The sequence below is a fragment of the Bradyrhizobium sp. MI1.11 genome (assembly GCF_055811255.1).
Map to the genome: position 1 here is coordinate 48077 of NZ_JBVVPM010000030.1, position 15909 is coordinate 63985.

Below are 15909 nucleotides of genomic sequence, written 5' to 3' on the forward strand. Positions count from 1 at the left end.
CCCCCTCAAAACACAACCCCCCCCCCCCCCCGCGCCGCCCCCCCCCCCCGGGGCGCGCCCCCCCCCCCCCCCCCCCCCCCCCCCGGCAGCATCGTTTCGCGATGGGTTGCAGCGGTCTCGATCCGGGCCGCAAGCGCGGCGGGCGTGGCGCAATCGAAAACGTCCTCGAACGAGAAATCGACATTGAAGCGTTCGCGCAGGCGCGAGCGCATCTGCGTCACCGCGAGCGAGTCGGCGCCGAGCGCGAAGACATCCTGATCGCTCCCGACCTGCGGCAGCTCCAGCAAATTGGCCCAGATCCCGGCGAGCTCAGTCTCCAGCGCGTTGCGCGGCAGACGGGCCTCCTCCTCGCCGCCGCCCATTGTTGCGATCAGCTCGGCCAGCGCATTGCGCTTGACCTTGCCGCTGGCGCCTTTCGGCAGCGTCGCCACGCTACGGATCAGGCTCGGCACCTTGTAGGCCGCAAGCCGTTTCCGGGCGAACTGGCGCAACTGGTCCGAGGTCGCCTCGGAATTCGGCCGCAGCACCACGATTGCGGCGACGTTCTCGCCGAGCTTCGGGTGCGGGACGGCAAACACGCCGGCCTCCAGCACCGCCGGATGGCTGAGCAGGACATCTTCGACCTCCAGGGGCGAGATCTTCTGCCCGCCGCGGTTGATGACGTCCTTGATACGGCCGACGATGAAGAGATAGCCGTCGGCGTCGAGATAGCCGAGATCGCCGGTCCGGAACCAACCGTTGCGGAATGCGGCCTGCGTCGCCGCCTCGTCATTATAGTAGCCGTGGCTCATATTGGGTCCGCGCAGCATGATCTCGCCGTGCTCGCCGCTGGCGAGCGCGCGGCCGGTCTCGTCCATGATGGCGATCTCGGGGCCCGCGGCGCGGCCGACCGATCCGACCTTGCGCAGCTCGAACGGGTTGGCCGCGATCTGCGAGGCCGCCTCAGTCATGCCGTAGGTTTCGAGCACGGGAACGCCGAACGTCGCCTCCAGTCCGTCGAGGATCGCAGGCGCAAGCGACGCCGAGGCGGAGCGGATCACGCGCAGCGAGGACGATCGGGCAAGATCCGGGTCGGCCTCCGCCGCCGTCAGCAGCGCGCGATGGATGGTCGGCACGGCCGTGTACCAGGTCGGTTGCAGCTGCCGCATCCAGCCGAAGAAGGAGGCTGCGTCGAAATCCTCGGTACAGATCACGCTGGAGCCCGCGGCCAGCGCCGTTAGCAGGCCGGAGATCAAACCATGGGCGTGAAACAGTGGCAGGACGTTGAGCAGACGATCGTGGGACGCAAGCGACAGCACGCGGCCGGCATTGTAGGCGGAGAGGCACACATTGCGATGCGTCAGCGGCACCATCTTCGGCCGCGCCGCGGTGCCCGAGGTCAGCAGGATGAACGCGTCATCGTCGCCGCGCGAGGCGCCGCTGCTGCTCGCCGGTCCAACAGCCGGCCCGACGAACGTGCAGCCGCCGAGATCGTCTTGCGCCCCCGGCACGAAATCGATCATGGCAATATCGAGCACCTTGGCGACATCGCGGGCCGCCGAGTTCGTGTCGGCCCGGGTGACGAGCGCCGTCAGCTTCAATTCGCTGAAATAGCGTTGCAGCTCGTCCGCCGTCAGATCGGGATTGACGGGGACGCAAGCGCAGCTCGAGGCGACCGCGATCAGGGCCAGTGCGCTGTCGGCACCGCGCGGCAGCGCAACCGCAATGCGGTCGGCAGGGGCGATGCCAAACCCGCGCAGCGTGCGGACGAGATCCTGCGTCCGCGCGCCAATCCCGCCGTAGTTGAGGATCGGCCGGCCGGGGGCGAGGAGGGCGGGGGCCGCCGGCGTCTTGCGGGCATGGAAATCGAGAAGACCGCCGATATCCGCGAATATCTCCGTTTCGGCCGTCGTGCCGGCCAATTCCTGCGGCGCTGGGCGTGTGGCGTCCGACAATTCCGTTCCCTTTTGATCCGATTGGGCTATTCTTCCAAGAAGTTAGGGAACGCGTCCAGTCTGAGGTGAAGTTTTGGCCCCAAAATCTGTGGTTGCGGGGCCCTAAGCCCTTCGACGGAGTGATTGGTCGGGCGGAATCACCATGCTGGAGAATGAGCCGGGCACGGGAGCGGAAGGCGGGCTGAAGCGCTGGCTCGAGGGTATCGGTCTTAGCCACTATACCGATCTCTTCGCGCAGCACCGTCTCGATCTCGACGTCATGGGAGACCTGACCGAATCCGATCTCGTCGAGCTTGGATTGCCGCTCGGCGATCGGAAGCGGCTCCAGCGAGCCATGACCGCGTTGTTCCGGGCCGAAACCGCTGAAAAGCCCGACGCGACGGCGCGCCCGCAAGTCCGGACGGAGGTCGGCGCCGAGCGGCGTCAGCTCACCACCATGTTCTGCGACATGGTGGATTCCACCTCGCTTTCGGTGCAGTTCGATCCGGAAGACGTGCGCGACATGATCGCGAGCTTCCGCGAAACCTGTGTCCGCGTGGTGAAGCATTACGAAGGTTTTGCCGCCCGCTTCGTCGGGGACGGTATTTTGGTCTATTTCGGCTATCCGACCGCACATGAGGACGACGCCGAGCGCGCCGTGCGAGCGGGGCTGGAAATCGTCCGGGTGCTGTCGACCGCCCGCGCGATCGAGCCACGTGGTGCGCTCAGCCACTCACCCGCCGTCCGCATCGGCATCGCGACCGGTCTCGTCGTGGTTGGGGACCTCGTCGGACAGGGCACCGAAGAGCGCGACTCCGCGGTCGGAGAAACCGTCAATCTCGCCGCGCGGCTGCAAAGTCTGGCGCCGCCCAACGGCGTGGTGATTTCCACGTCGACCCAGTCGCTGCTGAAGGGGAAGTTCGACTACCGCGATCTCGGCGTCCACGCGCTGAAGGGCATCTCGGAGAAGGCCCAGGCTTGGCACGTGATGCGCGCCTCGCGGGTGGAGACCCGCTTCGCCGCCGCGATGGGCACGCGGCTGACCCCGCTCGTCAACCGCGAGGAGGAGATTGCGCTGCTGATGGGGCGCTGGCAGCAGGCCAAGGAGGGCGAGGGCCAGGTCGTGGTCAAGTTCGGCGAGCCCGGCATCGGCAAGTCGCGCATCATCCAGGAAATCTTCGAACGGATCGCCGGTGACCGCCATGGACAGGTCTCGTTCCAGTGCTCGCCCTATTACACCTCCACGGCGTTCTATCCGTTCGCCGAGCAGCTCAAATACTCTCTCGGTCTCGATCGCGAGGATGCGTCCGTGCAGTCGCTGGCGAGCCTGGAGACCGCGATCGCTGCCGCTCATGGCGACATCGAGCAGGTTGCGCCGCTGCTTGCCGCGCTGTTGTCCATTCCGACCGGTGACCGCTATCCGCCGCTGGAGCTGTCGCCGCAGCAGCAAAAGGATGCGACCGTCGCGGCGCTGGTCAATCATTTCCTCGGCCTTGCGCGCGAGCAGCCGCTGGTGATCGCATTCGAGGATCTGCACTGGATCGACCCGACGTCCCGTGAGGTGATCGATCTCCTGGTCGACCGGGCACAGAACCGGGCAATCCTGGTCATCATCGCCGCGCGCACCGAATTCCAGCCGAGCTGGAACGCCCATTCGCATATCACGACCCTGGTGCTGAGCCGGTTGAGCCGGCAGTTGCGCGCGACGCTGGTCGAGCGCGTGGCGGGACGCGAGCTTCCCAAGGAAGTCATCGAGGAGATCATCGTCAAGACCGACGGCGTGCCGCTGTTCCTGGAGGAGCTGACCAAGACGGTTCTCGAATCCAACCTCCTGACCGAACGGCACGGGCGCTACGTGCTGTCGGGCCCGTGGCGGCAGCTTGCGATCCCGGCGACGCTGACGGACTCGCTGATGGCGCGGCTGGACCGGATGGGGCCGTTCAAGCGGATCGCGCAGATCGGCGCCACTATCGGCCGCGAATTCTCCTACGAGACCCTGCACGCGGTCGCCAACACGCCCGCCGAACAGATCGAGGCCGCGCTCAATCATCTGGAGGAGGCCGGGCTGATCATGCGCCGCGGCCATCCGCCCGACGCGCTCTACTCCTTCAAGCACGTGATGATCCAGAACGCCGCACATGCGAGCCTGCTGCACAGCGAGCGGCGCAAGCTGCATTCCCGGATCGCCCAGGTGCTCGCCGAGATGTATCCCGAGAAGACCGAGCGCGAACCGGAACTGCTCGCCCATCATATGACCGAATCCGGCCAGAGCGAGAGCGCCGCCAGCTTCTGGCTCAAGGCCGGCAAGCAGGCGGCCAAGAGTGGCGCCAATCTGGAGGCGATCGGGCATCTGGGCCGCGGCCTCAGCGTCGTGCAGGCCAATGCGCGCATGCAGGGCGCCGACGAGATGGAGCTCGAGCTGCGCATCGCGCTCGGCAACGCGCTGATCGCCGCCAAGGGCTATGCCGTGCAGGAGGTCGAGGAGAACTACGTTCGCGCCCTCGAACTCGGCCAGCAGCTCGACGACGACGAAAAGGCCTTCGCCGCCACGCGCGGGCTCTGGGTCTGTCATTTCATCCGCGCCGATCTGACCCGCGCGCACGATCTCAGCGTCGAGCTGTTGAAGTTCGCCAAGCGCGAGCGGCTGAACGAGGGGACACAGCCGGCGCAGCAGACCGGCTATCTGATCGAGGCGCATCGCTCGATCGCGATGACCATGCTCTATCGCGGGCGCTTTGCCGCGTCCCAGCATCATCTGCACCGCTGCATCGACCTCTACAGCCCCGACCTGCACTCCGATCTGATGGAGCGGCACGGCACCGATCCCGGCGTCGTCTCGCTGTCCTATCTCGGCTATCTGCTGTGGTTCCTCGGCCGGCCCGACGCGGCGCGCCAGCACAGCGAGCAGGCGATCGCGAACGCCGAGAAGATCCGCCACCCCTTCACGCTCGCCTTCGCGCTCGTGTTCGGCGCCTATCTCTGCCAGCATTTGCGCGATGTCGAGGGCACGCGCGACCACGCCAACCGTGCCATGATCATCGCCACCGAGCACAACTTCCTGCACTGGAAGCAGCAGGCGGCGATCCTGCGCGGCTGGGCGCTGGCGCAGCTCGGCGAGGCCGACGAAGGCCTCAGCCAGATGCGGTTCGGCCTCGACGAATACGAAGCGATGGATTCCTGGCTCGCCGGCTGCTGGTTTCGCTGCCTGCTTGCGGAGGCCTACGCCAAGGTCGGGATGCGCGATGCCGCCTTGCGCGCGCTGGACGGTGCGCTCGCGACCGCAAGACGGACCGGCGACCACTCCTACCTCGCCGAAGTCTACCGCCTGCAAGGCGAGATCACCCTGTCGGACGGGAATCCGGCCTCGGTGCAGGAGGCCGAGGACCTGTTCAACCTGTCGCTGGAGATCGCGCGCAAACAGGGCGCGCTGTCCTGGGAGCTTCGCACCGCCGTCAGCCTCGCGCGCCTGTCGCACGAAGGCGGCAAGCGCGAGCACGCTCGTCTCCTGCTCGTACCGATCCTCGGCAAGTTCAGCGAGGGCTTCTCCACGCCGGACCTGAAACAGGCGATGCAACTGATCGACGAGCTCGGCGCGGGCGCGCTTGTTCGTGAACAGGCCGATCCCTGAGATGAGCGATCTTGCCGCCGCGCGTGCGCGTTACGTGGAGCTGATCGCAAGGCGCGAGCGGATCTCTTCAACGCGCCTGCTCGAAGCCCTCGGCACTGTTCCGCGCGAAAAGTTTCTGGCGAAGGGACCATGGCGCATCAAGAGCGAGGCGGCGCGCAACTATCGGTTGACGCCGGATGCCGATCCCGTTCATCTCCAGGACAATGTGCTGGTCGCGATCGATGCGCGCCGCAAGCTCGACACCGGACTGCCGAGCCTGTGGGCGCACTTCATCGATTTGCTCGACGTCGGCGAAAAAGACCGTGTGGTCCAGATCGGCTGCGGGCTCGGCTATTTCTCGGCCGTGCTGTCGAAGATCGTCGGCCCGAAGGGCAGGGTGCAGGCAATCGAATGCGACGAGCGGCTTGCGGCGCGGGCCGCGACCTATCTCGGCGCCTATCGCAACGTCGCGGTCGTCCATGGCGACGGATGCGAGGACATCCGCGAGCCCGCGGACGTGATCATCGTTCATGCCGGCTTCTCGCAGCCGCATCCGCTGTGGCTTCGGTCGCTTCGTCCGCGCGGCCGGCTTCTTGTACCCCTGACCCAGCGGGACCGCGAAGGCGCCGCGCTCAAGATCACCCGCAAGGGCAAGGGGTTCGAAGCCGAGGCGGTGCAGCAGATCCGGATCTTCCCCGGTCAGGGTCGAGGCGTGACCGCGCTCGACGACCGCGTCGCCGACTGGTGGCAGCGCGCCTCCGCACTGGCGACGCTGCGTTTTCGCGGCATCGAGCAGGGGCTGCCGTCGGATGGCTAATGCTTCGTTTCATTTTACCTTGATTGCGAATGTAAGTATTCAACACGCCTCGGCGCCGCTATGACTGCGGCCTGATCGCCATACGAGCGCGCGCCATGCATTCCGTTGCCCTGCTGACCGCCAGCTACGCCAAGGATATCGAGCGCTTTTCGCTGCTCAGCGAAAGCATCGACACCTGGTTGACGGGCTACACGCGGCATTATGTTCTCGTTAACGATGAGGATCTGCCGCTGTTCGCGCGGTTCGCTTCCGACAAGCGCGTCATCGTTCCGGCCTCGCGCTATTTGCCGAAATGGCTGTGGGCGCTGCCGCCGGCTCTGCAGTTCATCAGCAAACGGCGCGTCTGGCTGTCGCTGCTGTCGTCACCTGTTCATGGCTGGCACATTCAGCAGATTCTCAAGATCGCCGGCGTCCTCAACGCGCCGGAGCAGCGCGTCTGCATCCTGGATTCGGACAATCTGTTCTTCCGCGAATTCGACGTCGGCCAGTATGCCGGCGCCGAGAAGACGCCGCTGTTCGTCACGCGCAACGGGATCGACGCCGCCCACCCCTTGCATGTCCTGTGGCTCCGCACCGTCGATCAGCTCCTTGGCATCAAGGACCGGTCCTTCCCTGCGGACGACTATGTCGGCAACGCGCTGGTCTGGGACAAGGACACCGCGCGTGCGATGACTGAGGCGATCAAGTCGGCGACGGGACTGAACTGGGTTCTGGCACTGTGCCGGAAGAAGAAGTTCTCGGAATATCTCATGTACGGCCATTTCGTCGCGAACGCGCCCGCGCATCTGGCCGCCCATCGGGTCACCGAAGACAGCATCGCGGTCTCGCATTGGGACGACACGCGCCTCGACCGCCCGGCCATCGAAGCGATGATGCGCGCCGCTTCGCCCGACCAGGTGGCGCTGTGCATCCAGTCCTATTCGTCGACCTCGATCGACGACATCCGCGACGTGTTCCGTCTCAGCTCGCGCGACCGTCGCGGTCCGAGCCTGTCTCCGGAGGACATGGGGGACGAGGTTCAGTTCGAGGCTCCGAAGACGCGCTGAGACCCGGCGCCTTCACGCGTCTCTCGTGAACTTGCTGATCACGTTCATGAACGGCTTCGGCTTGAACTCGCCGTCGAGCGGCAAAGGACGGTTCGGCTGCTTGTCCGCCCGCGCAAATGTGCCGTTGATCCAGCTATAGCGGTCCGAGAGGCCCCAGGTCAGGATCGAGTGCACCGGTCCGCTGGTCGAGATCGCGGTCAGGAGGTCATTAACGCGCTTGGCTACGATGGCATCGCGCTCCGCCGGCGTCCCCGTCAGCTTCTGATCGTCGACGTCGAGCTCGGTGACATACACCTCAAGGCCCCATGCGCGCAGCTCGGTGACGAATTCCGCGAGCCCATGGGTGTCGATCTCGAGCTCGGCATGCAGATGCGATTGCAGTCCCACGGCGTGCAACGGCACGCCCTGGTCGAGCAGGTCCATGATGAGATGACGGTAGGCCGCGCGCTTCGCAATGAACGTGTCCTTGGCCGACTCGATGTCGTATTCGTTGATCGCGAGCTTGACGAAGGGGTCGGCCGCGGCCGCAGTGCGGAACGCCAGCGGAATCCAGCGATTGCCCAAATGCTGCGTCCAGAACGACTCGCGCCGGTCTTTCGGGCTGCGCGGATTGTCCGGGATCGGCTCGTTGACGACGTCCCACGACGTCAGCTTGTCCTTGTAATAGGAGACGACGGTGCCGATGTGGTCGACATAGGCGCGCTCGACGCCCTTGGCATCCTTGATCTGCTTGGTCCAGTCCGGAATGTCGTGATACCAGGCGAGCGCGTGGCCGCGCATCGTCAGGTCGTTCTGTCGGGCGAAATCCAGGATCGCGTCGGCGCGTTCGAACGCAAAGGTGTGCGCGTCGGGACGCAGCATCGGCCATTTCAGCTCGAGCACCGGAACCACCTGCGTGCAATAGGTGCTGATGGCTTCGCCGAGCCTGGGATCGGCTTGCAGATCCCAGAGCGTGGCCGCGGCACCAAATCCCTGACGGCGCTGGGCGAGTTTCGACGCCGGCGCTGCGGACGCCGATGCGGCCGCCGTGAGCGCTGCGGCGCTGCCGAGGAGAAATTCGCGTCTGTCGAGCCTGGTCACGGCATTCCTTATCGGAGCCAACGCGCCATCGTACCAAGCGACGCCTTGCAACGCCGGGGTTTTCCCTCCTTGGGTTAACTTTGCCATCTCCGAATTACGGTTCCTTTCAGTGGTCCTGCCCCCCACCAGGGAAGGGCAAATTTAACGCTAACCCGCGAAAGCGGCCTCAAAGCCGCATTCGCCGCCCGATCTCCAGACTTATGTGACATTCTTGAGAGATGCTGCGGCGCATTTCGTTCGCCCCGCCATGGTCCAATTGATGAACGGCCGTCACACTCGCAATAACGTTGCCGGTCCCGTGCTCGCATGCTGAACCGCCATTTCTCGATTTATCTCGTCGCCTACATCCTGCCTGCGGCGGTGGGCTTCTTCGCCGTCACGGCCTACACCCGGCTGCTGACGCCGGCGGAGTACGGCGTCTATGTCGTCGGCATCAGCCTGGCCGGCATTCTGGGCGCGATCTTCTTCGCCTGGATCAAGCTGTCCGTGTCGCGCTATCAGGCGATGTCGGCCGAGGTGGATTTTCGCGGCACGGCAATGGTCGCCTTCGCGCTCACCGTTGCCGTCCTCTGCGCCACCACGCCGCTGGTCTTCCTGTTCCGCAGCGATCTCAGCGTTGGGCTGCTGCTTGCCAGCATGTTCGTTGCGATCATGGCGAATGCCGTCGATGTCGGCCAGGAGTTCGAGCGCGCCAAACTGCGACCTTACAGATTCGCGGCGATCTCGATCGTGCGCAGCGTGTCGAGCGTCGGTTTCGGCCTGCTCGGCATCTGGCTCGGCTGGGGTGGACTGGGACTGCTCGCCGCATTCGGCCTGGGTTCGCTCGCCGGGATCATCCTGAACCTCGTCGGTGACCGCACCAGGATCGCGCGCTTTCAGCGCAGCCAGTTCGTGCAGCTCGCGCGCTACGGCCTGCCGCTGACGCTGGCGGGGTTGTCGGTTGCGGTCTACTCGGCCTGCGACCGGCTCATCGTGGCTTATTTGCTCGGGAAGGACGCCGCCGGCATCTTTGGCGTCGCCGCCGATCTGCCGAGACAGTTCATGGTCATGATCGCCTCCAGCGTCGCCGCGGCGACCGTGCCACTGGTGTTCCGGTCATTGTCGGACAAAAACATCGAGACGACGCGGGAGCGGCTGACCGAGAGCCTCGAACTTCTGCTCGTCGTGGTCGCGCCCGTCGCCGTCTGGCTTGCGCTTGCGGCCGACCAGGTCGCCGGCACGCTCGTCGGCGTCGACTTCCGCGCCGGGGTCTCGACATTGCTGCCGACCCTGGTGCTCGCGCGCTTGTTCGGCATCGCCAATCAATTCTACGTGCAGATCAGCTTCCAGCTCGCCGAGCGACCGTTCATGCTGGCGGCGCAGTCGTTCCTGACGCTGGTCGTCAGCGTGGCATTGATGTTCGTGCTGGTGGCCGGCCATGGTCTCTACGGCGCGGCGTTGGCGACGCTTGCGACCGAAGCGATCGGCTTCCTCGTTGCCGTCGTCCTGATGCATCGCGCCCATCCGGTCCCGTTCGACCTCCACCGCCTCGCCGGCCTTGCCGTCTCCGCCGCGGCGATGGCGGCTGCGATCCTCGTGGCACAATCCCAGGTCAACGGCATCGGCCTCGTCCCGCTCATTGTCGTGAGCCTCGCCGGCGGGCTCGCTTATGCCGCCGCCGGCTGGTTGCTGAACGTCGCAAACGTCCGGACGATGTCGCTGCGTTTCCTGCGAACCTTCAACCGCAAGGCGCTGGGCGTTTAAGCCGCAATATCTGACGAGGCTCGGCCTCACCGTCTGAAGCTCTGAAAGCGCCGCTTGGCTTGGCGATGGCTCGGTTCCGACCGGAAGCGCTCCAGGCGGAGGGCGTTTTTGTTGCGTCCATGGCCATAACCGTGCTTCTTGGGCCGCATGTCGGGAGCAGAGCAGATATGAGCCAAGGAATACCGGAAATCCGCGCATCGGCGCAGTTGCTTGCCCGCTATCGCGAGCCCGACAATGCGCGGGGTATCCTCGAACTGGCGATTACGGCGATACCGTTCGTCGTCATCTGGGCTCTGATCTGGGCCGCTCTTGACCAGGGCTATTGGTTTGCCCTCCTGCTCGAGGTGCCCGCGGCGGGTTTGCTGGTCCGCCTCTTCATGATCCAGCACGATTGCGGACACGGCTCTTTCTTCCGCGGCCGCCTTGCGAACGATTGGGTCGGCCGTGCCCTCGGCGTGATGACACTGACGCCATACGGCTACTGGCGGCGCAACCATGCAGGCCATCATGCGAACTCCGGCAATCTCGATCAAAGGGGCTTAGGCGACATCGACACGTTGACCACGCGCGAATTTCTCGGGCGGTCGCGATGGCGTCGGACGCTATATCGTTTGTATCGACATCCCCTGGTGATGTTTGGCGTCGGTCCCTCGTATTTGTTCATCTTGAAGCACCGATTGCCGGTCGGGATGATGCGTCGCGGCTGGAAGCCCTGGCTGAGCACGATGGGCACGAACATCGCCCTCGCGGTTCTCGTCGTCACGATGATCCAGCTGGTCGGCTATGGGCCGTTCCTGCTTGTGCATCTGCCGATCATTGTTCTGGCGGCGTCGATCGGTGTCTGGCTGTTCTACGTCCAGCACCAGTTCGAGCACACGCATTGGGCCCACGACGAGACCTGGAATTTTCACGACGCTGCGCTGCACGGCAGCTCTCACTATCAATTGCCGGGCGTCCTGCGATGGTTCACGGCAAATATCGGCGTCCACCACATCCATCATTTGTCCAGTCGAATTCCCTACTATCGCTTGCAGGACGTGTTGCGCGACAATCCGCAGTTCGCTGGTGTCGGGCGGATTACGCTGCTCCAGAGTTTGCGGACCGTGCGGCTGACCTTGTGGGACGAGGAGCGGCAGCGGCTCGTCTCCTTTGGAGAGGCAGCCTTGTTTGGCAAGGGAGCCAAGCTTGTTTGAAAAGGCGGCCTTGGCCCCAGCGGTTTCGCTTACACCGCCCCCGCGCGGCCGCCGAATGGCGTGAATCCGCGCGATCGGAAGGCGATGGGCGTTCTGCGCCCGTTCAAGGTGGCTTCGCCGTCCGACGCCGGGCGCTGGCAGCCGTGTCACCGACCCCCGGTCATTCTGTCGCAGCGATAGACCGCCAGCTTCGGCCGCGCGCCGCCCTTCCGCCTGCGTCAACCGTCGTATATGAGATTTATCGCCGGAACGTGCCGAATGTCGCCACAGACGGAACGTAAGGCGGCTGCAATTTCTTAATTCAAAGATCGCAATCTGATCAATGACCGGCGGACTGGCATTTCGACCGAGGATGGCATGAGAAACCTGACGACAACGGCGCAATCTACCGTGGCGATGCGGCGTTGGGGGCCTCCCGGAATTGCGACCTTGGCGGCAATGCTCGCCTTTGCGGCTGTGGCCCCGGCCAATGCGGCCAAGCAGGCGCGTCAGCCGGTCGAGGCGGTGGCGCCGCGCGAGGCCGGCGAGCCGATCATGGCGATCGTGTCGATCAAAAGCCAGCAGGTCACCTTCTACGACGCCGAGGGCTGGATTTTCCGCGCGCCGGTGTCCACCGGCACCACGGGACGCGAGACGCCGGCCGGCGTCTTCGCCATCGTCGAGAAGGACAAGGACCACCACTCGACCATGTATGACGACGCCTGGATGCCGAACATGCAGCGCATCACCTGGAACGGGATCGCGCTGCATGGCGGGCCGCTGCCCGGCTACGCCGCTTCGCATGGCTGCGTGCGGATGCCGTTCGGCTTCGCGGAGGGCCTGTTCGACAAGACCAACATCGGGATGCGGGTGATCATCTCGCCGAACGACGCGGCGCCGATCGACATCGTTCATCCCGCATTGTTCATGCCGAAGCGGGACGCCATTGCGGCGGCGCCGGGCCGGATCGGCAGGCTCTCCGGCGAGGCCGAGGAGGCGACAAGGGCGGCCGACGAGGCCAAGAAGGACGCGACTTTGGCCGCGAAAGAGGCGGCATCGCTGCCGGCTTCGCTGCGCAAGCTGGAACAGCAGAAGACCCGCGCTGACGCCGAGCTCGCCTTCGCCGACAAGCAGCTCGCGGCCGCCAAGACCGATCAGGCCCGCGCCAAGGCCGAGGAGCTGAAGCAAAAGGCCGCCACCAGGGCCGCCGACGCGGCGACGCAGCTCGATGCCGCCAAGGCCGCCGCACAGCCGAAGCGCGATGCGGTCGCTGCCACGAAAGAGGCGGCCAAGGCGGCAGCGGCGAGGAAGGCCGACGCCGTGAAGGCTGCGACCGACGCAAAGCTCGCGCTCGAGCCGGTCTCGGTCTACATCAGCCGCGCGACGCAGAAGCTCTATGTGCGGCGGAACACGCACAAGCCGGCACCGGACGGCGGCGGCGAGGTGTTCGACACCAGCATCGAGGTTCCCGTCACGATCCGCAATCCGGATCAGCCGCTCGGAACGCATATCTTCACGGCGATGGCGAAGAACGACACGGGTCTGCGCTGGAGCGTGGTCACGATCGACGACGGCGACAACGCCAGGAACGCGCTCGATCGCATCACCATCCCGCAGGAGGTGCTCGATCGCATTGCGCCGACCGCGTTGCCGCGCTCTTCGATCATCATCTCGGACGAGCCGCTGAGCAGCGAGACCAACTACCGCACCGAGTTCGTCGCGGTGCTGAGCAACCAGCCCCAGGGCGGTTTCATTACGCGCAAGCCGACCGCGCCTCCGATGGCCATGGCGAGCGACGACGGCTGGGACAATGGCGGCAACGGTTTCGGCTTCTTCTTCCAGCGCGATCCGAATCCGCAGCCGGTCAATCCGCGCCGGCGCGGCCAGTATCAATATTATCAGCCGGCACAGCCGATGCAGCGGGGCTTCTGGTAGGAGGCGGGCAGATCGAAGCCCGCCACTATCGCCGCGCCTCGATCACGATAGCCTGGATCTTGCCCTCGATCGGTCCGGACCCATGGCGCGTCCGGATCGCCTCGGCAACGATGTCGGTCGCAGCCTGAAGCTTGCTGGCGTCCCTTGCCTCGATCTCACTGCGCAGCGGCGTACCCTGGCAGAGCGCGATCGCGACGTGCTCGGGCGATGGCGCGCGGCTTATTTCAGGTCGCGTTTCGATCGATATGTCACGGAAGCCTGCGCGTTCGAGGTCGGTTCTGATGACGGCCTTGTCGTGATAGCCGTGCGGCGTCCGGGCCATGAAACGGGGCGGGTCGTCGGGAAACAGCTTTTCGAGCGCGACCGTGGCTTCATGCGTCAGCACATTGTCTTCGATGCGATCCCAGACGTTGAACACGAACGTGCCATTGCCGTTGAGGACGCGCTTCACTTCCCCGTAGGCCTTGACGCGGTCCGGAAAGAACATGGCGCCGAACTGGCAGCACACCACGTCGAATTCGGCGTCGTCGAAGGGCAGGGCCGATCCGTCGGCCTGACGCCACGAGATGCGATCGTCATCCGCCTGGCGCTGCGCCGCGACGGCGAGCATCGGCTCGTTGAGGTCGGTCGCGACATAACGGACGCCGCGCGGCAGCGCCGCCGCGACCGCGCGCGTCACGGCGCCGGTGCCCGCCGCGATCTCGAGCAGCACGGAGGGAGACCGGGCCGCGACACGTCTTGCGATGTCCTCGGCGTAGACGGCGAAGATCAGCGGGACCAGATATTCGTCGTAGAGTTTCGGGATCGAGCCGGCGAAAACCTTGTCAGTGTTGGACATGCTTGCCTCGCTGAAGGTTCGGACACGAAGCTCACGTTACCATGGATTGCCGTCTCCCGCGCCAGCAGCGCGGTGAACCCGGCCGGTTGTTGCATCGCCTTGCCGGCCGCCGGCGTCATCGGCTCCCGCCGACCTCCCGGATCGGCCGCGTGCCGTCCCAGCTCAAAGCCGCCTGCCGGACCTTCTCAAAGAACGGCCCCTTGGTGCCGCTGATGTCGGAGATCTCGATCACGGTCCCAGGATGGGCCTGGGTGTCGAAATAGGCAAAGCGGCCCTTGTCGCCGCCGATCTGGCCCTCGTGGCCGATCCTGTAGCCGAGCCCGAGCGCCCTGTCATAGAGCGCCTGGTAGTCGTGGCTCCAGTAGGACATGTGCTGGAGGCCTTCGTGGCCGGACTCGAGGAATTCCCTGTACAGCGAGGGCGCGTCGTTGCGCTGCTGGATCAGCTCGATCTGGAGGTCGCCGGAATTGGCCAGCGCGATGCTCATCTCGACGGCGGAGTTTTCGCCGCGATGGCGAAACCAGTCGGTCTTGACGCGGTCCATGTAGTACCAGGGACCGACGCCCATCACCTCGATCCAGTGCTTCATCGCGGCGTGGATGTCCCGCACCACATATCCGTTCTGGCGCACCGCGCCGAAGATGCGGCTCATGCCAGCGCTCCTCTTGTCAGCTTGTTCACCTGACCTCGATTCACTTCACTTCAATGCTCGCGTCCTTCGCGACCTGCTTCCAGGCCGCGATGTCGCGGGCGTTGATGTCGCGCTGCTCGTCGCCGGGCACGAATTGCGGCGTGATCCCGAGCCCCAGCAGCTTCTCCTTCACCTCGGCATCGGCGAGCGCGTCCTTCAATGCCGCCGACAGCTTTCTTGCGATCGGTTCGGCAAGGCCCGCAGGCGCATACATCGCCCAGGACAGGCTGCGGTCGAACGGCACGCCCTGTTCCTTGTAGCTTGCGACATCCGGCAGGCTCGGCGAGCGTTCGCCGCAGGCGGCCAGCGCCTTGATCGAGCCGTCCTTCACCAGCGGAGTCGCGGTCGCCATGTCGAGTGTCGCCAGCGAGATGTGGCCGCCGAGCAAATCGCCGGCCAATTTGGCGATGCCGTTGAACGGCACGTGGTCCATCTTGATTCCGGTCTGCTGCATCAGGATTTCCGCGCAGAATTGTCCGGTCGAGCCGACGCCCCAGCTTCCGTACCGGATCGGCTCGCCCTTCCTGGCCAACGCGATCAGGCCCTTGATGTCGTCGGCCGCAAAATCCTTGGTCGCCACCAGCATGATCGAGGACGTGCCGATGCGCCCGATCGTGGTGAAATCCTTGATCGAATCGTAGGGCAGTTTCGGATAGATCGCCGGCGCCAGCACATGCGTGGTCATGCCGCCGACGGTGATAGTGTAGCCGTCATTCGCCGACGCCGCGACCATCTGGGTGCCGAGCGTGCCGGCGGCCCCGGTGTGGTTCTCGATATAGACGCTCTGTCCGAGCGTCTTGCCCATCCTGTCGCCGAGCAGCCGCCCGATCACGTCGCCGCCGCCACCGGCCGCATAGGGCAGCAGCATCCTGATCTTGTGGGTGGGATAGGCGGCCGGATCCTCGGCGCGCGCAGGCAGCATTGCCGAGGACGTTACGACCAATGACAATGTTGTGGCGCGCAGCAGACGAAAATGGACGAAGCGCGCCATGACCTAGTCTCCCCAGATTGCTCTCCGCTTCTTTTGAGAGCGGAGTTGAAGCGGTTGACTAGCGAACGATCGTTCG

Annotated in this window: 11 protein-coding genes; 6 read left to right on the top strand and 5 right to left on the bottom strand. The window is 65.2% G+C overall.

The window, feature by feature from the left end:
- Nucleotides 1-5 precede the first annotated feature (5 nt).
- On the bottom strand, nucleotides 6-1934 hold the full coding sequence (locus AC0L30_RS26840) for an AMP-binding protein (RefSeq protein WP_473405602.1): 1929 nt from the start codon (nucleotides 1932-1934) through the stop codon (nucleotides 6-8).
- Nucleotides 1935-2076: 142 nt separating this feature from the next.
- Between AC0L30_RS26840 and AC0L30_RS26845 the strand changes: the two genes are divergently transcribed.
- The 3 genes from AC0L30_RS26845 (at nucleotide 2077) to AC0L30_RS26855 (ending at nucleotide 7383) form a co-directional block, all read left to right on the top strand.
- Nucleotides 2077-5541: an ATP-binding protein gene (locus tag AC0L30_RS26845; protein WP_473405603.1), complete on the top strand. Its 3465-nt coding sequence runs from the start codon at nucleotides 2077-2079 to the stop codon at nucleotides 5539-5541.
- A 1-nt stretch (nucleotide 5542) separates the two neighbouring features.
- A complete protein-coding gene (locus AC0L30_RS26850) occupies nucleotides 5543-6337 on the top strand; it encodes a protein-L-isoaspartate O-methyltransferase family protein (protein ID WP_473367203.1) in 795 nt (264 codons plus the stop codon).
- A 95-nt stretch (nucleotides 6338-6432) separates the two neighbouring features.
- Nucleotides 6433-7383: a DUF6492 family protein gene (locus tag AC0L30_RS26855; protein ID WP_354128863.1), complete on the top strand. Its 951-nt coding sequence runs from the start codon at nucleotides 6433-6435 to the stop codon at nucleotides 7381-7383.
- Between the two features lie 12 nt (nucleotides 7384-7395).
- Here the strand turns inward: AC0L30_RS26855 and AC0L30_RS26860 are convergent, their stop codons facing one another.
- The gene (locus AC0L30_RS26860) at nucleotides 7396-8463 is read right to left on the bottom strand and encodes an endo-1,4-beta-xylanase (RefSeq protein WP_473405604.1); all 1068 of its coding nucleotides are present in this window, start codon (nucleotides 8461-8463) and stop codon (nucleotides 7396-7398) included.
- A gap of 306 nt (nucleotides 8464-8769) precedes the next feature.
- Between AC0L30_RS26860 and AC0L30_RS26865 the strand changes: the two genes are divergently transcribed.
- From AC0L30_RS26865 to AC0L30_RS26875, 3 genes are all read left to right on the top strand, one after another.
- Nucleotides 8770-10206, top strand: a complete 1437-nt coding sequence (locus tag AC0L30_RS26865; RefSeq protein WP_473405605.1) for a lipopolysaccharide biosynthesis protein — start codon at nucleotides 8770-8772, stop codon at nucleotides 10204-10206.
- A gap of 167 nt (nucleotides 10207-10373) precedes the next feature.
- Nucleotides 10374-11399 carry a fatty acid desaturase gene (locus AC0L30_RS26870; protein WP_473405606.1) on the top strand — a complete coding sequence of 342 codons (1026 nt, stop codon included), beginning with the start codon at nucleotides 10374-10376 and terminating at the stop codon, nucleotides 11397-11399.
- 357 nt (nucleotides 11400-11756) lie between these two features.
- Nucleotides 11757-13313, top strand: a complete 1557-nt coding sequence (locus tag AC0L30_RS26875) for a L,D-transpeptidase family protein (protein ID WP_473405607.1) — start codon at nucleotides 11757-11759, stop codon at nucleotides 13311-13313.
- Nucleotides 13314-13338: 25 nt separating this feature from the next.
- On the opposite strand, the gene AC0L30_RS26880 is transcribed toward AC0L30_RS26875, so the two are convergent.
- The 3 genes from AC0L30_RS26880 to AC0L30_RS26890 form a co-directional block, all read right to left on the bottom strand.
- Nucleotides 13339-14151: a class I SAM-dependent methyltransferase gene (locus tag AC0L30_RS26880; RefSeq protein ID WP_473367208.1), complete on the bottom strand. Its 813-nt coding sequence runs from the start codon at nucleotides 14149-14151 to the stop codon at nucleotides 13339-13341.
- A 115-nt stretch (nucleotides 14152-14266) separates the two neighbouring features.
- Nucleotides 14267-14803 carry a VOC family protein gene (locus AC0L30_RS26885; RefSeq protein WP_219685325.1) on the bottom strand — a complete coding sequence of 179 codons (537 nt, stop codon included), beginning with the start codon at nucleotides 14801-14803 and terminating at the stop codon, nucleotides 14267-14269.
- 40 nt (nucleotides 14804-14843) lie between these two features.
- Nucleotides 14844-15833 carry a Bug family tripartite tricarboxylate transporter substrate binding protein gene (locus AC0L30_RS26890; RefSeq protein ID WP_473405608.1) on the bottom strand — a complete coding sequence of 330 codons (990 nt, stop codon included), beginning with the start codon at nucleotides 15831-15833 and terminating at the stop codon, nucleotides 14844-14846.
- Nucleotides 15834-15909 lie beyond the last annotated feature (76 nt).